Source organism: Sporomusa sp. (assembly GCF_035561155.1).
Taxonomy (GTDB): Bacteria; Bacillota; Negativicutes; order Sporomusales; family Sporomusaceae; genus Sporomusa.
Map to the genome: position 1 here is coordinate 1 of NZ_DATMYD010000086.1, position 21312 is coordinate 21312.

A 21312-nucleotide genomic window follows, 5' to 3' on the forward strand; every position below is an offset into this window, starting at 1 on the left:
CCTAAGGAAATTAGGCTTTATCACCATAAGTGAAAGATATTCATTAATACACTAATTCTATTGAACCGCCGTATACCGAACGGTACGTACGGTGGTGTGAGAGGTCGCTGAGTAAATAATTACTCAGCTCCTACTCGATTGGTGACGGATTGCGGAACGATTCCACAATGAGCTATTTACTATCTTAAAAGTGATTTTCAGGTAAGTAGGATACAGGAAATTCGTGAAGGAGGGGATTTATTTAATCCAGAACAATATGCCACGTAGCAGCTATCAGCCTTTTGAACAAAGGGTGATATTTTCGAATGTATACATTATACAATCGAAAATGGAGTTTACAAACCCAATAAAAAGTTTTATATTTAAAGCATGAAAAATAACTTCACTGGTCAGATAAAAACTTCATATCGTACGCTGCCTGGCATGATTACCAATATTCTGCGCGAATCCATTCTGTCTGGGGAACTGAGCGGGGGAGTCCAACTCAAACAGGAGGAATTAGCTACGAAATTTAGCGTAAGCATGAGTGCTCTTAGAGAAGGATTAAAAAACTTGGAAGCAGAGGGATTGGTGAGTTTTTATCCTAATCGTGGGGCGGTGGTTACTGAATTATCCGCAGATGAAGCTCAGGAGATATTTGATATACGACTTTTTTTAGAATTAGGGGCACTAGAGTTGGCTATTCCGAATTTGACTAAAGCAGATTTGGTAGAGGCAGAAGAAATTTTAAAAAAAGCAGATGAAGAAACCCTGAGTAAGCATTGGAGTGAACTGAATTGGCAGTTTCACGAAACTCTGTATAGGCCCGCAAATAGGCCAAAGTTGCTTTCATTAATTCAAAACATGCATAACAATGTTGAGCGCTATATGCGTTTATATTTGACAACGCTGCATTATCAGACAAAATCGCAAGAAGAACATCGTGCCTTACTAAGTGCTTGTGTCCAGGGGAATATTAAAGGTGCCCAAAAAATATTACGCAAGCATATGGCTGATGCAAGCATTAATTTGATTGAATACTTAAGCTAAGTGATTACATGAATAATGTTTTCATTTATTGCATACTTTCGAAAATCGAAAATCGATGAATCTCGATATCAGGGAGTGTATCTAAATCCGGGGAGGGACGAATATGTCAAGCAAACGAATTGAAGATTTCAAAAAGTTGTACATTGATGCTAAGCCATCTATTAGTATTCATCGGGCAATGGCTTTTACGGCATCACACCAAAAATCTGAAGGTGAATCAGTTATTAGACGACGGGCAAAAGCATTTCAGGATGTGTGTAAGAGTATTCCTGTAACCATTTTTGACAATGAACTTATTGTTGGATCTGTCGGTGAATTCCTAAAGACCGGGGCTGTTTGTCCCGAATATTCCTGGAAATGGGTCGATGAGGAAATGGATTCCTTTGAAAGCCGAGACCAGGACCCCTATTGTATTGATCAAGAAGCAAAAAATATCTTGCGTAAAGAGATTTTTCCTTACTGGAAGGGCAAATCTTTGGAGGAAAATTTTCTGTCACGCATCAATCCGGAAACGGCAAAAATTTTGATTGATACAGGCATTATCGACAATGATTCCAAATGGAGAAACGCAATTGGCGAAATTACTGCCGATTATCAGGATATCATCTTTAAAAAAGGCTTTGGCGGGCTTAAGGAAGAGGCGCTCAAGCAGTTACAAAGCGTGGAACCGCTTAGCGCCGAGGCCTTGGAAAAAATCGACTTTTATAACGCTGCAGTGTTGGTATGCGAAGGAATTGTCATTTTGGCTAACCGCTATGCGGATAAGGCCATGCAACTAGCGCAAGTCGAGAAGGATAGTCTTCGCAAAGAAGAACTGCTTGAAATTGCAAGGATTTGCCGTAAGGTACCGGAACAGCCCCCGGAAACTTTTTATGAAGCGGCACAAACTGTATGGTTTACCCAGCTTGGCTCGATACTGTCCGAGAACTCCCTGGCCTTGAATCTGGGCAGATTTGACCAATATATGTATCCCTACTATTCTGGTGATATAAAAGCAGGCAGTGTAACTGCGGAAAAAGCGCAAGAATTAATTGAGGCGCTTTGGATTAAGCTTTCTGAATGGGTATGGGCTATTTCGAGTAATACCGCAAAATTTTTTGCCGGATATAATTCATTCCAGAATTTGACTCTGGGCGGTAGAACAAGAGATGGTCAGGATGCAACAAATGAACTTTCCTACATGTGTCTTAAAGCCACTGAGAACGTAAAAACACACCAGCCAGGCTTGAGTGTGCGGATTCACCCTGATAGTCCGGATGAATTTCTCTTAGCCGTATGCAAACTGATTCGTGTCGGGACAGGATTCCCTGCCGTACACAACGACAGGGTTGGGGCGGCCATGTTGCTTGCGGAAGGTTTATCACCTGAAGATGCACGCGATTGGAGTAACTGCGGCTGTGTGGTGCCGCACTTTAGGAAAATTGGCAAGTGGACCTCGGCAGTTAATATTAATTTCGCCGCCGCCCTTGAATTTGCCTTGAATAGCGGTAAAAGCCGCATCTCTGGAAAAGATATGGGCCTTGCTGAAATCCCTATTTCTGAGTTTAAGAGCTATGAAGAAGTAAAAGCAGCCTTTTATAACCAGCTTGCTTATCTGGTAAAGCATTCTGTAATCGGATCAATTACCGCCCAGCAGATTCATGCGGAAATGGTACCAAGGCCATACCTTTCCATGCTTGTGGAAGGATGTATGGAGCAGGGAAAAGACCTTAGCAAAGGCGGAGCTAAATATAATCTAGGACCGGTTCTTACCGGAATAGGGATAGCCGACTCTGCCAACTCGTTAGCAATGGTCAAGAAACTGGTGTTTGAGGATAAAAAATATACGTTAGAAGAAATCGGTAAGGCTTTGGATGCCGACTGGGAAGGTTATGCAGAAATGAGACAAGCCGCGCTTGCTTGTCCGAAGTATGGCAATGATGATGACTATGTTGATTTAATAGCTGCCGAAATAAGTGATTTTTACTACCGGGAAGTACGAGCTTATAAAGATTATTTTGGATCACCTTTCAATTCGGCGTTCATGGGTATTTCCAACTATATTCCTGCGGGGAGTATAATTGGTGCGACACCGGACGGCAGAAAAGCAAAGACACCTTTGACAGAAGGCGTTTCACCACATGCAGGTACTGATTTGACAAGTCCCACCGCTGCGATGCGTTCTGTTGCTAAAATCAATCATGACGTGCATTCCGGTGGTACACTGATGAATGTAAAATTATCTCCTGACTTATTGAAATCAGACAGAGACCTGAAAAACTTGGCGGCTATTATCAGAGCGTACTTCGCGCTTGGCGCTTTTCATGTTCAGTTTAATGTGATTTCCACTGAAGTATTGAGAAAAGCACAGGAACATCCAGAAGATTATAAGGATTTGCTTGTCAGAGTGGCCGGTTATAGTACACAGTTTGTCAACCTGTCCCGTGAAGCTCAGGATGCGATTATTGAAAGAACTACCTATGAAGCAATGTAGCGGCAACATATTTCAAATACAGCGCTGGTCAATTAATGACGGCGAAGGGATCAGAAGCACTGTTTTCTTTAAAGGCTGCCCACTAAGATGTAAATGGTGCTCAAATCCGGAGTCGTGGAACAAAAATCCTGAAGTATTGTTTTTTCATGAGAAATGTACTAATTGTAAGCGTTGTTTTTCGGTTTGCAGTAATGGTGCAATTTCCATAGAGGAAAATACAACCCGTTTTGTGCGTGATAAATGTTACGGCTGCGCTGCGTGCTGTAAAGTATGCCCGACAGGCGCCCGGAAAATGATAGGCTCTACGGTGACGGTGGAAGATGTTCTAAAAGTAATTAAAAGAGATACTGTCTTCTATCGGGAGTCCGGAGGCGGGGTTACCTTTTCTGGGGGAGAACCCTTTGCCCAGTCTGAATTTTTGCGGCAGCTTGTAGCAGCCTGCAACCAACTGGGTATTGATACTGCTGTTGAAACTAGTGGTTATTTTGATTTTGAACAAGTAAAGGACATCTTTGAATATCTGGATTGCGTTTTTGTAGATATCAAGCATATGGACGACGAGGTTCATAAGAAAATGACTGGAATCAGTAACCGTAAGATTTTAGAAAATGTCAAGCAGATATCCCGGATGCATCCGAATACTATTGTTCGCGTGCCGTTTATTGAAGAAGTTAACGCCAATGAGCAAAACATCAAAGAAATGTGTGAATATCTTACACATACGCGTGTGGTGGGTGTCGAACTTCTGCCTTATCATGATTTCGGCGAGTCGAAGTATAGTGCAATTGGAACTCATGGCCAGACATTCACAACTCCTGACGTTGCTAAAATTGAAGACGCAAAAAGAACAATATCTAACTATGGTATCAGCATTATAGACTTTAAGTAGCTTAATGATATCTCTCGGTATTTCCGGGTGAAGAAAAATTTTGGGGTTATAAAGCAAAGGTGCTTTAAATGGGGAATATTGACTAACCTCTTCATTTAAAGCACTTTTATAACTGTACAATTAACAGAATAAATAATAACTTTTAAATATTAAAACTTAACTATCGGGTTCCACATTGGAACTCAAGAAAAGTTCCAATTCTAATATAAATAACGGGAGGACAAGGCAAAAATGAATGACAAAAAACAGAAAGCATTTCAGTTTGTAGACGAGCATCGTGACGAAATGGTGTCACTATGGGAAGAGGTTGTTTCGATGGAGAGCGGCCCGCACGAAAAACAGGGAATTAACAAAGTTGCCGACCGCTTTAAACAGATACTTGATAAGGAAGGCGCGGCTTCCCGCCTGGTCGAGTTCGAAAATGCCGGCAGTATGCTAATTGCCGAGCTTGGCGAAAGAAAATCCCAGCCGGGCGTAATATTTATGGGACATATGGATACTGCTTGTCCGGCAGGGGCAATCGCAGAGCGCCCTTTTACCATCAAGGACGGTATCGCTTACGGGCCAGGCGTTCTTGACATGAAAGGCGGTATTGTGGCTGCTATTTATGCTATAAAAGCGTTGAAATCTGCCGGCTATGACTCGCGTTCGCTGAAAGTCCTTCTGGCTGGGGATGAAGAGGTTTTACACGCACATTCTAATGCACCTGAAATATTTATTGAGGAAGCAAAGGGCTATGCGGCGGCGTTTAATGTGGAGACAGGTTTTGTCGACAATGGAATTGTTGTCGGTCGCAAGGGTGTCGCCCGGATTATGCTGGAAGTAAAAGGTGTCGCCGCCCACGCGGGCAATGATCCGGAAAATGGCCGGAGCGCCATTTTGGAAATGGCGCACAAAATTATTGCTGTGCAAAACTTAACCGACTGGGAAAAGGGCATCAGTTTCAATGTAGGAGTTATGCAAGGCGGTACAACATCCACTGCCGTTCCCGACTATGCCAAAATTTATATTGATGTGCGTTATAAAAACCCGGATGACTTGCCGGACATTATTAAACAGATCGAAGACGTAGCCGCCAAAGTGTACGTGGAAGGCACGGCTGCCACGGTTACTTTCATGGATGGCATCAAGCCGATGAAGACAACCGATGGAGTTATGCAGTTATTTGAGATAGTGAAAAAAGCCTATGAAGAAAACGGTTTTGGAACGCCTTATGCCAAGCGGGTGGGCGGCGGTTCTGATTCGGCTTATACTGTTTTGGCCGGGGTGCCAACGGTATGTGCTATGGGAGTAAAGGGCGGACGCAATCACAGTCCGGAGGAATATGCCATTGTCGACAGCCTGTTTGAAAGAGCCAAACTGATGATCGACTGCGTACTTAAGCTGGACAGCCTGTAATTACCCGTATTTGGATATGGTGATCCTAGAGCATTAGAAATTTTTAATTGATCAGGAGGAGAGCACATGGCAGAGGAAAATCAGGAAAAGTACAAGGTTACCTGGAAGGGTTGGTTATCCTTAATCATATTGCTTATTTCTTTTTCCGGTATATTTGCAAAGATTGACAGCCCTTTGCGAGCGCTGGATTTCCAGGTGCTTACGGGAGACTTCGGGCAAGTGGCCAAGGGGGTAATCTTTACCGGTAAAGGGGGGACCGGGGCGCGTGATGGTTTCATGTTTGCTTTGACGCTGTTCCCGACGCTGATGTTTGCACTGGGATGTATTCAAGTTGCCGAGTCACTTGGTGCTTTGCGGGCGGCTGAAGTATTATTTCGTCCAATTCTACAGCCTTTCATGGGGATTCCGGGTGCCAGCGGGCTGGCTTTTGTCAGCAGTATCACCAGTTCTGATGTTGCGGCAGTCATGACTAAGGAATTAGTGGAAGACAAACTGATGACTGAAGAAGAACGAGCAATATTTGTTGCCTACCAGTATGCCGGGTCTGCCCCGGTTACCAACACCTTCGGTACCGGAGCCGCCTTGTTGCCTATCAGCGTTTTGCCGGTGGGGATTATTATCGGATTGATCTTTATTGTTAAAGTCATGGGCGCTAATCTGGTTCGCTTATATCTAAAATGGCAGGCATCCAAAAACAGGGTAGAAGGGAGCGGGGCAAATGGCTAATCAGAGTGCCGCAGGAATGGACCTGCAGAAAGTTAAGCCTAGTGTAGTAGAAGAATTTGTGGCAGGAGCCAAAAAAGGCTTTTATATTGGTGCCGAAATGATTGCTCCGGCCATGGTTTTGGCGTATGTGCTCATTCAGTTTTTGGATATCACCGGGCTGATGCAGAGTGTCGGTAAAATACTTGAGCCAGTAATGGCCGTATTTGGTCTGCCGGGTGAGGCTATATTTGCTCTGGTTGCCGCATTCTTTGCCAAAGCTGCAGGTTGTGCTACCGCGGCTACCCTGTATTCTAAAGGTGCTATAACTGCTGCTCAGGCGACAATCCTGTTTCCTGCGTGTGTAACCATGGGAACGCTGATTGGTCACTTTGTGCGTATTGTAATTGTTTCAAATGTCAATAAGAAATGGCATTCGCTGCTAATATGTGTTCCGCTTGTAGATGCTGCGGTTGTTATGTTGTTGACCAGATTGGTTTTGAATGTTATGGGATTAAACGGATAACTTCTACAGGGAGAGAGGAAGGAGGCAGAATTTGTGCTGCTAAACCAGACAAGCCTGCCTCCTTGGCTTTGTGAGTGATACGAAATAGATACTTGATCGAGGCGAGAGGATTGACGAAGAATATGAAAAGAAACATGAAAACTATGGACGGAAATACGGCAGCAGCATACATATCTTATGCATTTACCGATGTGGCAGCCATCTTTCCAATTACACCGTCATCAAATATGGCGGAAAGTGTGGATGAATGGGCCGCTCAGGGGAAAAAGAACCTGTTCGGGCAAACAGTAGAGGTTGTGGAAATGCAGTCCGAGGGCGGCGCCGCCGGCGCGGTTCACGGTTCTTTGCAGGCCGGCGCACTGACTACTACCTATACCGCCTCGCAGGGACTTTTGCTGATGATTCCCAATATGTATAAAATTGCTGGGGAATTATTACCTAGCGTCTTCCATGTCAGTGCCAGAGTAGTCGGCGCCAATGCCATCAGTATATTTGGCGATCATTCTGATGTTATGGCTGCAAGGCAAACCGGTTTTGCCATGTTGGCTGAAAGCAGTGTCCAGCAAGTTATGGACTTGGCGGCAGTGGCGCATTTGTCAGCCATTAAAGGTCGGGTGCCGTTTCTCAATTTCTTTGATGGGTTTAGAACCTCACATGAAGTGCAAAAAATTGAAGTTCTTGAATATGAGGAATTAGATAAACTGTTAGACCGGGATGCTGTCGATACCTTTAGAAAACGGGCGCTCAATCCCGATCATCCCTTGACGAAAGGCACCGTGCAGGGTATTGATATTCATTTCCAGCAAAGAGAAGTAGCTAACCGTTTCCATAAGGATATCCCGGCAATCGTAGAAGGCTATATGGCTGAAATTAGTAAACTAACAGGCCGGGAATACCATTTGTTCAACTATCATGGTGCGCCTGATGCCGAGCGAATGATTATTGCCATGGGCTCGATGTGTGAAGCCATTGAAGAAGTTGTGGATTATCTCAATGCCCAAGGCGAAAAAGTAGGCTTGCTGACAGTACATCTCTATCGACCGTTTTCGCTGGAACATTTCTTTAAATATATACCAGCTACAGTACAAAAAATTGCCGTATTGGACAGAACAAAGGAAATGGGTTCGTTGGCTGAGCCTCTTTACCTGGATGTCAAAAGCGCATTTTACGGCAAAGAGTGGCAGCCACTTATTGTTGGCGGACGCTGTGGTGTCGGCGGCAAAGATGTAATCCCCAGCCATATTCATGGTGTTTTTGAAAATCTTAAAGCCGACAAGCCCCGGGACAACTTTACTGTCGGGATTATCGATGATGTAAATTATACCTCTCTACCGTTCGGCGAAGATATTGATACCACTGCCGCAGGAACGAAAGCCTGCAAATTTTGGGGGATTGGCTCAGATGGAACGGTAGGCGCCAATAAAAATACCATTAAGATTATCGGCGATCACACCGATATGTATGCCCAGGCCTATTTTGCCTATGATGCCAAGAAGTCCGGCGGCGTTACCATTTCCCATTTGCGGTTTGGCAAAAAGCCGATAAAATCTCCCTATCTCATTAATAAAGCTGATTTTATTGCTTGCCACAATCAGTCCTATGTGTATAACTACAATGTTTTGGAAGGATTGAAACCAGGCGGCAGCTTCCTGCTGAACTGCCAGTGGAGCGAAGCCGAACTGGATCAAAATCTGCCGGCGGCGATGAAAAGATACCTTGCCGTCAATAACATACAGATGTACATAATTGACGCTGTAAAGATTGCGCAGGAAATCGGTCTTGGCGGCAGGATCAACATGATCATGCAGGCGGCCTTTTTCAAGATTGCCGGGATTATTCCGGAAGAAGACGCTGTAAAATACCTCAAAGAAGCAATTCAAAAATCCTATGGCAAAAAAGGCGAAAAAGTGGTTGCCATGAACAATGCTGCCGTAGACCAGGGGATAAACGCCATTGTGAAGGCCGCTATTCCTGCTTCCTGGCAGACGGCAAAGGAAACCGAAACCCATGGTAAAGAAGTGCCGGCATTCATTAAAAATATCCTCATCCCGATGAACCGGCAGGAAGGCGATAAATTACCGGTTAGCGCCTTTATTGGTCTGGAAGACGGTTCCTATCCTATGGGAACCGCCGCCTATGAAAAGCGGGGCATTGCGATTGACGTGCCTGAGTGGCAAGCAGAACCATGTATTCAATGCAATCAGTGCGCCTATATCTGCCCGCACGCTGCGATCAGGCCGGTACTCTTAACCGAGGAAGAACAGCAGCAGACTCCCGCCGGCTTTACGGCCAAACCTTGCAATGGACAGAAAAACCTGTATTTCGCGATGGCAGTCTCCCCTTACGATTGTACCGGCTGCGGCAATTGCGTCCAAATTTGTCCGGCGAAAGAAAAAGCGTTGGTAATGAAACCACTGGCAACCCAATTGCAGCAAGCACCGCTTTGGGATTATGCGATGACAATCGCGCCGAAAACCAATCCGCTAAATAGCTTTACGGTAAAAGGCAGCCAGTTTGAGCAGCCGCTCTTAGAATTCTCCGGGGCCTGCGCCGGCTGCGGTGAAACGCCGTATGCCAAGCTAGTGACACAGCTCTTCGGCGACCGCATGATGGTGGCCAATGCCACAGGCTGTTCCTCGGTTTGGGCCGACAGCGTCCCGTCAATGCCATATACCACTAACCATCGTGGTCATGGACCGGCGTGGGGCAATTCCCTGTTTGAAGATAATGCGGAATACGGCTTAGGTATGATGATGGCTGGCAAGCAGCTTAGAAAACAAGTCGCCTTGGCAATAGAAAAGGCTGCGAAACTGGATTTGGGAGAAGATTTTAAAACCGCTTGTGAAGCTTGGCTAACCAATATCGATAAGGCCGAAGGCACAAGAGAACGGGCGGATAAACTGATTACACTGTTAGAACAAGTAAAGGGCAGTGACGTGCTGCTCAATGAAATCTATAACAATAAAGACTTCCTCGTTAAGCGTTCGCAATGGATATTTGGCGGTGACGGCTGGGCTTATGATATCGGTTTTGGCGGTTTGGACCATGTGCTGGCCTCTGGTGAAGATGTCAATGTGCTGGTGTTTGATACCGAAGTATATTCCAACACAGGCGGCCAGTCTTCCAAAGCTACCCCAACCGCGGCTATTGCTAAATTTGCCGCCAGCGGTAAAAAGACCAAGAAGAAAGATCTGGGCATGATAGCCATGAGTTATGGCTACGTCTATGTGGCGCAAATTGCCATGGGGGCTGACAAGAACCAAACTCTCAAGGCCATTGCCGAGGCGGAGGCGTATCCGGGTCCGTCCCTGATTATTGCCTATGCTCCCTGTATCAACCACGGGATGAAAGTAGGCATGGGTTGCAGCCAGCTCGAGGCCAAGCGTGCAGTGGACAGCGGCTATTGGGCGATGTACCGTTATAACCCAGAGCTAAAAGAAGCAGGCAGCAATCCGTTCACCCTGGACTCCAAAGAACCGACCATGGACTTTAAAGAGTTCCTCATGGGTGAAGTACGTTATTCGGCTTTGAAACAGCAATACCCCGATTTGGCCGAGGAGTTATTCGCCAAAACCGAACAGGATGCCAAGGAAAAATTGGCGAAATATAAGAATTTGGCTAATCAATAAAGATAGTAAACCGCAAAGGCCAGCGGAAAATAGGAGGAATTACTCTATGAAATGCGTTGTTAATACCGATCAGGCGCCGGCAGCAATAGGACCTTACTCGCAGGCAATAAAAGCAGGCGGCTTCCTATTTATTTCCGGTCAGATACCCGTTGAGCCCGCCACTGGAACTGTAGTGCCCGGCAGTGTTGCGGCCCAGACTAAACAGGTTTTAGATAATATTACAGCAATTTTAAAAAGCGAAAATCTAAATTTGGGGAATGTTGTAAAGACTACCGTGTTCCTTAGCGACATGAATGATTTCCAAGCAGTAAACCAAGTGTATGGAGAATATTTTTCACAGGCTGCTCCGGCCAGGGGGTGTGTCCAGGTAGCCCGGCTGCCTAAAGACGTTTCGGTTGAAATTGAAGCTATTGCTTATCTATAACTCTAAGAATCATGGCATTGGTAATAATTTTATAAGCTAAGCAGGGTATTCTTACCCTGAGTACAGGGAAGAAGCGGGGCAGCTCGTATCTTCCCTGTAAGCCTATACAGTATAATCAAAGGGCATTATGCTGGAGGTTCTTAGCGGAGGAGGATGGCATTGGATAAGGCTATTGCCGACAAAATTGTGGATTTTATTTTTCAGGAAACAGAACTAAGTGCGGTTATCTGTGACCATGAAGGGATCATTGTTGCCGCCAAAGACCTTTCAAGAGTGGGCAAAGTTCACAGTGGCTCGCAAAAGGTACTTACCGAGAAAATCGAGCATCGAATTGTAACCGCTGAAGACGAGCAGCGTTCGGGTGGGACTGTTAAAATGGGTGTTCATCTGCCGATTGTATATAAAAACGAGTGGGTTGGCAGTTTTGGTATAGGCGGAGACCCTATCTATTCCAAACCTATCGCCAAGATTGCCACAGGTCTTTTCCGCTGGGAGCTGCAGGCAGCGGAAAATAAGGCAATGCTGCTTGAGCAAGCACAGCAAGTTAACGATTCGATTACAACCATCGCAGCCACGATTGAGGAACTGAACGCTTCCCAGGAGGATCTGGCTGCAACTATGCAGGATGTCGCTGATTTATCTGACCGTGTGTCGGTTAATGTTAATAATACCGATACGGTTATATCAACCATTCAGCAGATAGCCAGTCAGACAAATCTGCTCGGCCTTAATGCCGCTATTGAGGCTGCCAGAGTTGGTGAGCAAGGCAGAGGGTTTGCCGTCGTAGCCGAAGAGGTTCGCAAACTTTCCGACCAGAGTCATCATTCCGCCAAAGATATTCAGGTCACCCTCCGGGAGTTAAAGTCGTCGATGGAACTGGTTATTAATCATGCTCAGCAAACAGCAGGCATTACCAAAGAACAAGCCAAGGCGACCGAATCTATTACCGAACGGGTGATCACATTAAAGTATGTTGGCCAAAAATTGCTTTCCATGGCAAAAGAGGAATAGGATAGGAGGAGCATATGAATAGTCAGAAGGAGCAAGCGTTCCAATTTATTGATGAACACCGGGATGAAATGTTGACGTTATGGCAGGAGCTTGTCAACATGGAAAGCGGGTCACAGTATAAGCAGGGAATTGATGCGGTTACAAACAGGATTCAGCAAGTGCTGGCAAGCCAAGGGGCCGTTACCCGGATCATTGAGATGGAGCAGGCCGGAAACATGATAATCGGTGAGATAGGCGCTGATAGAAAAGAACCGAAAGTTTTGTTCCTTGGTCATATGGATACCGTTTTTCCAGTGGGCACTGTTGCCAACCGGCCATTTATGATTCGGGACGGTGTCGCTTATGGGCCGGGTGTCCTCGACATGAAGGGCGGGATTGTGGCTGCACTATATGCCATGAAGGCGCTGCAGGCAGCCCGATATAACACACGGCCGCTGAAGATGATTCTGGCCGGTGATGAAGAGGTAGCCCACGTGAAATCCAATGCGGCTGAGACGTTTATGGCAGAAGCGCGGGGCGCGGCGGCTGCGTTTAACTTTGAAACAGGGTTTACCGATGACGCGATCGTTGTCGGAAGAAAGGGAACGGCTCTATTTGAACTGGAAGTTAAAGGTGTTGCCGTACACGCCGGCAACGAGCCGGAGAACGGGCGGAGTGCCATTCTGGAAGTAGCCAATAAAGTAATCGATATTCAGAATTTGACAAACTGGGAGACCGGTACAACGTTTAACGTAGGTGTGATTGAGGGCGGAACAGTACCAAACGCAGTGCCAGGGCAGGCCAAAATTGTCGTGGATGTCCGGTATCTTGATCCTGCATTATTGCCGGAAATTCGCCGGCAAATGAAGGAAGCAGCTGCTAAAACATATGTCCAGGGAACAACTACCACGATTGCTGAGATTCCTGGCATAGCCCCGATGAAAAGAACGCCAGGCGGTGATGAACTTTTTTCCATTGTCCAAAAGACCTATGAGGAAATGGGGCTAGGGACTCCCTACGCCAAACTGGTCGGCGGCGGAGCAGATTCGGCTTACAGCGTAATGGCCGGCGTACCCACTGTCTGCGCCATGGGCGTTAAAGGCGGCAGAAATCATAGCCCGGAGGAGTTCGCCATTGTGGAAAGCCTGTTTGAGCGGGCTAAACTACTAGCCGCATGTATAATCAATTTGGATGCCGAATAAGAAGATTCCAATATATTTTCCAGGCTGTTGACAAAGTATTGTCGGCAGTCTTTTTCATATTACTAGCGGCAGTACCGTTTCGAAATAGAAGTTTATTTTGATGTTGTAAAAATAATGGAAAATATATGTTGACGATTTTCGCTTAATTATTATATAATTTGAATCGAGTCAATTAATGAGGTGATAACAATGGCTAGACCGCCACAAGATCCCCAAATACGTATTACTGAAATTTTAAATGCTGCTGAACCATTGTTTTATTCAAAGGGTTATCATGAAACGGCAATTAGTGACATCGCTAAAAAGCTGGGAGTCGCCCAGGGGACGATTTATTACTACTTTAAATCCAAAGAAGAATTATTAGAGGCTTTAATTAACCGGGTACTGTCTGACTATATATCGAAAATCAAAATGATGATTCATTCCAATAAGATCCCTTTGTGCAATAAATTCCAGGTTGTCATACAGACCTTATTTCAATCGCTGTATCATGAGGATGGTTTGACTTTTGAATTCCTTTATAATGATGGAACAATACATTTCCTAGATAAGTTATCCCGGCAAGGTGACCGGTTATTGGCACCATTATTGCTGGAAATTATCGAGGAAGGAAACCGTGAACACTTTTATCATGCGGCTCATCCACAAGCTGTAGTAAATATAGTTCTATCCATTCTTGATTCTTTGATTAATGCAATTTATGAAAGAGTACCTGTAGAAATCCTTCGTTATCAATTTAAATTGGCAGAAAAGCTTATTGAAACTGCCTTAGGAGCGGAGCAGGATACTATACAGATTCTTATAAATAACGAATTGTATTAGAAAACGAAAAACGCCTTTCAGAAACCTGAATGAGCGCTTTTTTTCGCCAATTAATTGAATCAAGTCAATTAACAAATTTATCAATTTAGCACCTGAAATTTATCATTTGGGAGGAGAAAAAGTGTGTACCACTATTGTTCAAGGAATCCCTGTCGCAGCAGATTCCTCGCTGTCACAGGACCAAATTAGTCAACTAGTATCCGAATTGAAGCAGACCTGGACTTGGGAAGGTAGACAGGTCGGAAGAATCGAACTTATCTGTGCCGGCCAGATGATTCATCTCCTGGCATACGAAAAACCGGTTTTTCAGTGTATCCCTTTGAAATATAACGAAAGTAAAGGAGCAAACCAATGATGCAGCTAAAATTTTTAGCCAAATTGCCCGGGAAGAAATTAGTTTATGGCTTAATTGTGTTAGGAGTCGCCGCAGGCGTTATCGGCGGCAGTCTCGTCTGGGCAAAACATAACAATAGTAAACAGGCAGTTGAAGACATTACAATAGTGCGCACCGCTGTTATTGGTACTACAGGAGCAGCACAAGGCTATACATATTCAGGAGAAGTTCGCGGACGATTTGAAAGTCAACTCGGCTTTCAGGTCAGTGGGAAAATTTTAAAACGTAACGTTCAACTTGGCAGCACAGTTAATGCCGGTGATGTCTTAATGCAAATTGATCCGAGAGATCTTCAACAAAACGTAAGCAGCAGTTCAGCCCAGGTAGCTTCGGCTGAGTCGCAGCTTAAGCTTGCTGAAAGCAATCTGCAGCGCTATCGCCAGCTCTTAGAAACCGGTGCGATCAGCCGCGCCCAATATGACCAATATACCAGCTCCTATGAAGTCGCTCTCGCTGTTGTGCGGCAGGCTTCCGCCCAATATGCACAAGGCAGTAATCAATTAGATTATAGTCTCTTACGGGCCGACAAACCGGGCGTTGTTACCAGTATAACTGCTGAAATGGGACAAGTGGTGACTGCCGGACAGACCGTTATTACTGTAGTGCAAGATGGTGAACGTGAGGTGGAAATTAGTGTCCCGGAAAACCGTATAGAAGAATTGCGGAAAGCCGGGCGAATTATAGTTACTTTTTGGGCGCTGCCCAATGTTACTGTCAATGGCACTATTAGAGAGGTTGCTCCCATGGCAGATCAAGCCACTCGTACCTTTAAAGTCCGTATTAGCCTGATCAACCTGCCGGCGGAAATAAAACTAGGAATGACTGCTGCCGTTATCGTAGGTGACAACAATACACAGCCCAATGTAATGATTCCGTTGGCCGCTGTCTATCAAGATGGCAATACGCCCAAAGTGTGGGTGATAAAAGAGGACACACTGACACTCTGCCCAATTCAAACTGGCGGCTTCGGTAACGGAACCATTCAAGTAGTAAGCGGCCTTCAGCAAGGGGACCGGATCGTAATCGCCGGAGTACATAAACTCAAAGAAGGGCAAATGGTAAAATTCGGTGGTGACTCGTTATGAATGGTTTTAATTTAACAAAATGGTCTCTTGAACATAAACACTTTATTTATTTCTTTATCTTTCTTTTCTTTCTTGCCGGCATCTTTTCTTATAATAAGTTAGGCCGTATGGAGGACCCTGATTTTACGATCAAACAGATGGTGGTAACGGTTGCCTGGCCAGGAGCTACTGCCCGTCAAATAGAAGAGCAGGTTACCGACAAGGTTGAAAAAAAGCTTCAGGATTTGCCTGGCCTTGATTTCCTGAAAAGCTATTCAACCCCTGGGTTCAGTGTCATTTACGTCAATCTCAAAGATACGGTACCGAAGGCGGAAGTTCGCGGCAGGTGGGTAGAAGCCCGCAACATGGTTAATGATATGACCAGTTCATTACCAAGCGGAGTCATGCCGCCCCAGTTTAATGACCGGTTTGATGAAGTCTACGGTGTTGTGTATGCCTTAACCGGTGACGGTTATTCTTATGAAGAAATGCGGGAAAAAGCCGAGAGAATTCGTCGTATCCTACTCGGTGTTTCCAGCGTAAAAAAAGTGCAGTTACTAGGGGTTCAAACTGAGAAAATTTATATTGAAATAGAAAATAGTAAGCTCGCTCAATTAGGGATCGATCCCAGCTTAATCACTGCCACCTTGCAGACCCAGAATTCCCTGTCTGCTGCCGGTATGCTTGAAACAGCCACTGATAATATGTACTTGCGGGTTACTGGTATATTTGAAAATCTTGACCAACTGCGCGAGACACCGATTCAAGCAGGCGGCCGTACCTTCCGTTTAGGCGATATAGCCAAAGTCACCCGGGCCTACGCGGAGCCAAGCGACCCTAAATTTTATTATAATGGCGTACCGGCCCTGGGAATTTCGTTAGCTATGGAACCAGGCGGTAATATTCTTACCCTTGGGGAAAACCTAGAGAAAACAATCGCGCAGATCAAGAAAGAACTTCCTGCCGGACTAGAGCTTCATCAGACTGTCAATCAACCGAAGGTAGTAGAAACTTCAATTAATGAGTTTGTCAAATCGTTGGCTGAAGCTATCATTATTGTCCTTATTGTAAGCTTTGCCAGTCTTGGCGTGCGCTCCGGCATAATCGTGGCGCTAAGCATTCCCTTGGTTATTGCGATCGTATTTACCTTTATGAACCTTATGGGGATTGACCTGCAGAGAATATCTTTGGGAGCCCTTATTATTGCATTAGGACTGTTAGTTGACGATGCAATTATCACCATTGAAACCATGGTTGTTAAGCTGGAAGAAGGCTGGAGCAGATTTGATGCTGCTTGCTTTGCCTATACTTCCACCGCATATCCGCGCTTAACGGGTGAGCTTGTTACAGTCGCAGGGTTTATCCCTGTTGGTTTCGCACCAGGCAGCGCTTCTGAGTATTGTACCACCATCTTCTCTGTTGTAGCTATTTCGTTACTCACCTCATGGATCGTCGCCGGTACGGCCACGCCATTATTAGGTTACTTATTCATAAAAATTAAGCCTAAAACCCATGACGAAGATGGGGCTAACTTACATAACTCTAGATTTTATCTATTGTTTAAAAAAGTTTTAATTTGGTGCTTGAACCACCGCAAACTAGTGTTAACCGCTACCGCGGGATGCTTTTTTGCATCTATTGGTTTACTGGGATTAGTTAGACAAGAATTTTTTCCGGCATCTACCCGCCCGGAGCTCATCATTCAGTTACAACTGCCAGAAGGTGCTAATGTCAAAAGCAGTGAAGAAATCGCGCGGCAGTTTGCTGAAAAATTAGATAGAGATCCGTTGATTGATTTCTATACTTATCACGTAGGTGAAGGCGCTCCCCGTTTCGTTTTAAGTTTTGAGCCTACATTCAACAAAACTAACTTTTCAGAGTTTGTGATTGTGGCCAAAGATGCTGTGGCTCGTGACCAATTGCAGATCAAACTAAGAAAACTTCTAAATGATGAATTCCCCGATGTTCTGGCCCATAGTAAGGTCATTGCTAATGGCCCGAGCGCTGACTATCCGGTTATGCTGCGTGTCAAAGGGATCGACCACGATAAAGTCCGGGAAATCGCCAAGCAGGTTGAAAAAAATATGGCGGCTAATCCTAGCGTAACAAGTACAAATTTAAACTGGTATGAAAAAAGTAAAGTGATCCATCTGGAAATTGATCAGGATAAAGCTAGAAAGTTAGGTATCGCTTCGCAAACTTTGTCCACTTCTCTTCAAACACAATTGTCTGGTGCGCCGATTTCCGAATTTCGGGACCGTGATAAAACCATTAGTATGGTTTTCCGCTTTGATGCCGAGAATCGTAATGATCCATCCCGTCTGAAAGACCTCAACATTCATATTGGCAATGGTAAGTATGTTCCTCTTGATCAAATTGCAAAAATCAAATTTGATGCAGAAGAGGGATTGGTTTACCGGTATAATCTAAAGCCCATGATTATCGTTCAGGCAGAAATTAAACCCGGCCTAACCGGTGACGATGTTACGGAACAAGTATACAAGAGTCTTGACGAACTGCAGGCTTCGCTGCCACTTGGCTATAGTATAGAGTACGATGGTTCGAAGGAATCCAGCATCAAAGCTTCCGAGTTTATCTCCAAGCCTGTACCGGTAATGATTATAGCGATTATGATCCTATTAATTATTCAGCTACAGAATATCCCTAAGATGGTATTAACTCTGCTGACTGCTCCGCTTGGTATCATCGGTGTTACTATTGGACTGTTGTTAACAGGAAAGCCTATGGGCTTTGTCGTTCAGTTGGGAATTTTGGCCTTGGCCGGAATTATTATGCGAAACTCAGTCATCTTGATGGATCAGATTGATCAGCAGCTAGCTACCGGCGAAACATTATGGGATGCTATTATCAATGCTACTCTCATTCGCTTTCGACCAATATTATTAACAGCAGCAGCGGCTATCCTGGGGATGATCCCCCTGGTTTCCAGTATATTTTGGGGGCCTATGGCTGTCGCCATCGCTAGCGGGTTATTTGGTGCAACTATATTGACACTCTTGGTATTACCCACAATGTATGCGGCGTGGTATAAAGCTAAATCTAATCAGAGTCTATATAATACTTCCGAATCACACCTAAATCTGAACTGATTTGATGATCTCGAAATTAAATATGATTTTAATTATTACCGTTAGGAAGAATCATATTGAGCTCCTTAAATAAGGAGCTCTTGTTTTTTGATGTATTTAAAAAACGCTTTTTTAAGGACTTTTTGATTATGTTCAAATTTTTCCAGGATAATGAGAATATACAATGGCAGGGAAAAAAGGGGCAGTTAACGAAACAATATGTTATGTAAAATCATTTTTCTATGTTATGGGAGGAAACAATGCTTGAATCTTTCACTGAAATAGGAAACAGAATTATAAACGGCGGCTTCAAAACGCATTTGGTGGTTTACTTCAGTAGTTTAGCGTTAGGCATCATCATAATCCGGCTGGTATTTTACAAACTGCTCAAAATAGTCGCTAGAAGAACCAACTTCTCTTATCCTCTGTTGCAACAAACATTTAGGGGAATACCTACGTTATTGGGCATTCTCATTGGCCTCTACGCTGTTATGGAAATCCTGACAATTCCACCGCGGCCGCTACTATTTCTCCAAAGGCTATTCCACTCCTTTGTCATTCTGTCCCTAACCCTCTTGGTCGCGCGTCTGGCCTCCGGCTATCTTAAGCAAAAGTTCGGAAAAACATCCGGAGCCTTTGCTTCCACTTCGATCTTAGCCACAACAATTGACCTGACCGTTTACACCATCGGCATATTGTTTTTGCTTGAATCTTTCGGAGTTGCGATCTCTCCGTTGCTCACCGCTTTGGGCGTTGGCGGCTTGGCTGTCGCTTTGGCGCTGCAGGACACTCTGGCGAATTTATTTTCCGGCATTAATATTCTGGTGGCCAAACAAATCAAGATAGGTGACTTCGTTAAACTGTCGACCGGCGAAGAAGGCCATATAGTGGACATGAACTGGCGCAATACCACAATAAAAACTTCCACTGAGAACATGGTGGTCATACCCAACCAAAAATTTGCTTCATCCACAATCACCAATTATGCGCAACCGTTTGCTGAATGTTCCATCGCCATCCCCATAGGAGTCAGTTATGAAAGTGATTTGGATCATGTGGAAAAAGTTACTGTCGCGATTGCAAAAGAAATTCTCCAAGAAACGGAGGGAGGCGTCAACAGTTTTGAGCCGTGCGTCCGATACTTCAGTTTCGCCGAGTCCAGCATTGACTTCAATGTTATCCTGCGGGTAAAGACTGTAACAGACCAGCACCTCATCCGCCACGAATTCATCAAGAGACTTCATTCCCGTTACAAACAGGAAGGAATAATAATTCCGTTCCCGACCAGAACGGTCAATTTGGAGCAGGTAATGCCGCTGGAGGAATCACGCCAACTGATCGACATTCAGCGCCGTGATAATGTTTGATCGTCTCCATCATGCAAAACCGAATATTTTCAAAAGTAGGAAACAGCTTTTGCCTTTGTGGCAAATAGCTGTTTTTTTATGAAGGATTAGCCGGAGGGAATAATTATTGGCAAAATGCTCATTGCGTGTTGAATCTTATATGGGAAAAAAGGGAATGCTTATAAAAATTTAATAGGGAACAAATTAGTTAGGAGGATGTAAATGAAACGCTACAGTAAATCCAGAATCTTATTTTTGATGGCAGTTTCTATTTTTATTGTCGGTATTAGCTTTCCTCAAGCAGTATTGGCTGCCGATAATGGTTTGAAGTACACTATTGTAGTATCCAATTTCGAAAACCGTTCTAACTGGTCCGGACAGTTTAGCCTGGGTGATGCGTGGGGTACTGTTTTGACAGATATACTGAACCATTCAGGGAAATTTATTGTTCTTGCTGAGAATGATATGCGTAGAGAGGCGGCTAATGAACGTAACCCCAACCCCCATGTAATTCCAGCTCAACTTTTAGTAAAGGGAGTTATTACACACGTTCAAAATACGGGAGGCCAAGCCGGAGGACTAGCTATCGGTGGTATTTATCTCGGTGGCAGTAACGCAAAGTCTGAGATCAATATTACTATGTATATTGTTGAGGCTGGTACCGGACAAGTTTTAGCTTCTAAAAGCGTTATTGGAAAAGCTGAAAAAGGTGGTATGGTATTTGGTGGTGGTGGAGCAGTATTCGGTAACTACGGTGCGCAAAATCTGGGTAAGGCTGTTGAGAATGCTGCCACACAGGGTGTAGAGTGGATGACTACTCAATTACCCAAGATCAGATGGACTGGCGCTGTTGTTATGAATAATAATGGATATATATATATTAATCGAGGAACTCGCGAAGGTGTTAAAATGGATCAAGAGTTTATAGTAGGTTCGGCTGAGGTATTGAGAGATCCTACTACTGGTGAGGTTCTCGATGAAATGGTCACAGAGAAAGCTCGTATTCGCGTAGTATCTGTTAAGGAGAAAATTTCTATTTGTGAAGTGATTTCTGGTAGTTCTGATAGTATCAATCAAGGAATGAGAGTAACATTGCCATAACAGCATAACCACTACCATGCACATCCGGAATTTTAAAAAGTTATAAACCCGCTAATTAGCCAACTTTTCCAGGAATAATTAGCGGGTTTTCTTTTTTTTTACAAGAATTGCTCCCTCCACTAGCTAAAACCCTACTTCAGAAGAAGTGGAGATTACTAGGAAGGTATATTTGACAAATAGGATAAAATAAGAATTGAGTACTATATGTATGATGCCCTAACTGAAAAATTGGTA

The 21312-nt window shown here is 44.5% G+C and carries 16 protein-coding genes; all 16 read left to right on the top strand.

Annotated features, from left to right (window positions below; genetic code table 11):
* Positions 1-423 precede the first annotated feature (423 nt).
* The 16 genes from VN447_RS11305 to VN447_RS11380 all read left to right on the top strand — a co-directional run bounded on the left by VN447_RS11305 (position 424) and on the right by VN447_RS11380 (position 21078).
* Positions 424-1029 carry a GntR family transcriptional regulator gene (locus VN447_RS11305; protein WP_325525464.1) on the top strand — a complete coding sequence of 202 codons (606 nt, stop codon included), beginning with the start codon at positions 424-426 and terminating at the stop codon, positions 1027-1029.
* Between the two features lie 103 nt (positions 1030-1132).
* Complete coding sequence (locus VN447_RS11310; RefSeq protein ID WP_325525465.1) at positions 1133-3502, top strand: glycyl radical protein; 2370 nt, start codon at positions 1133-1135, stop codon at positions 3500-3502.
* A complete protein-coding gene (locus tag VN447_RS11315; RefSeq protein WP_325525466.1) occupies positions 3474-4391 on the top strand; it encodes a glycyl-radical enzyme activating protein in 918 nt (305 codons plus the stop codon). The genes VN447_RS11310 and VN447_RS11315 overlap by 29 nt, the downstream gene beginning before the upstream one ends.
* Positions 4392-4622: 231 nt before the next feature.
* Positions 4623-5789 (top strand): M20 family metallopeptidase, encoded by a 1167-nt coding sequence (locus VN447_RS11320; protein WP_325525467.1) that lies wholly within the window; start codon positions 4623-4625, stop codon positions 5787-5789.
* 66 nt (positions 5790-5855) lie between these two features.
* Positions 5856-6515 carry a nucleoside recognition domain-containing protein gene (locus VN447_RS11325; RefSeq protein ID WP_325525468.1) on the top strand — a complete coding sequence of 220 codons (660 nt, stop codon included), beginning with the start codon at positions 5856-5858 and terminating at the stop codon, positions 6513-6515.
* Complete coding sequence (locus tag VN447_RS11330; RefSeq protein WP_325525469.1) at positions 6508-7017, top strand: nucleoside recognition domain-containing protein; 510 nt, start codon at positions 6508-6510, stop codon at positions 7015-7017. The genes VN447_RS11325 and VN447_RS11330 overlap by 8 nt, the downstream gene beginning before the upstream one ends.
* 122 nt (positions 7018-7139) lie before the next feature.
* A complete protein-coding gene (gene nifJ, locus VN447_RS11335; RefSeq protein WP_325525470.1) occupies positions 7140-10646 on the top strand; it encodes a pyruvate:ferredoxin (flavodoxin) oxidoreductase in 3507 nt (1168 codons plus the stop codon).
* Positions 10647-10692: 46 nt separating this feature from the next.
* Complete coding sequence (locus VN447_RS11340) at positions 10693-11070, top strand: RidA family protein (RefSeq protein ID WP_325525471.1); 378 nt, start codon at positions 10693-10695, stop codon at positions 11068-11070.
* Between the two features lie 159 nt (positions 11071-11229).
* Positions 11230-12081 (top strand): methyl-accepting chemotaxis protein, encoded by an 852-nt coding sequence (locus VN447_RS11345; RefSeq protein WP_325525472.1) that lies wholly within the window; start codon positions 11230-11232, stop codon positions 12079-12081.
* A 14-nt stretch (positions 12082-12095) separates the two neighbouring features.
* Complete coding sequence (locus tag VN447_RS11350; RefSeq protein ID WP_325525473.1) at positions 12096-13262, top strand: M20 family metallopeptidase; 1167 nt, start codon at positions 12096-12098, stop codon at positions 13260-13262.
* Between the two features lie 189 nt (positions 13263-13451).
* Complete coding sequence (locus tag VN447_RS11355; protein ID WP_325525474.1) at positions 13452-14084, top strand: TetR/AcrR family transcriptional regulator; 633 nt, start codon at positions 13452-13454, stop codon at positions 14082-14084.
* Between the two features lie 121 nt (positions 14085-14205).
* Positions 14206-14439 (top strand): hypothetical protein, encoded by a 234-nt coding sequence (locus VN447_RS11360; RefSeq protein ID WP_325525475.1) that lies wholly within the window; start codon positions 14206-14208, stop codon positions 14437-14439.
* The gene (locus tag VN447_RS11365; RefSeq protein ID WP_414714904.1) at positions 14436-15563 is read left to right on the top strand and encodes an efflux RND transporter periplasmic adaptor subunit; all 1128 of its coding nucleotides are present in this window, start codon (positions 14436-14438) and stop codon (positions 15561-15563) included. Before VN447_RS11360 ends, VN447_RS11365 begins: the two co-directional genes overlap by 4 nt.
* Positions 15560-18652, top strand: coding sequence for an efflux RND transporter permease subunit (locus tag VN447_RS11370; protein WP_325525476.1), 3093 nt, complete (start codon positions 15560-15562; stop codon positions 18650-18652). The genes VN447_RS11365 and VN447_RS11370 overlap by 4 nt, the downstream gene beginning before the upstream one ends.
* A 239-nt stretch (positions 18653-18891) precedes the next feature.
* The gene (locus VN447_RS11375) at positions 18892-19998 is read left to right on the top strand and encodes a mechanosensitive ion channel family protein (protein WP_325525477.1); all 1107 of its coding nucleotides are present in this window, start codon (positions 18892-18894) and stop codon (positions 19996-19998) included.
* Positions 19999-20199: 201 nt separating this feature from the next.
* Entirely contained in the window at positions 20200-21078 is an 879-nt protein-coding gene (locus VN447_RS11380) for a CsgG/HfaB family protein (protein ID WP_325525478.1), read from the top strand.
* The last annotated feature ends 234 nt before the right edge of the window (positions 21079-21312 follow it).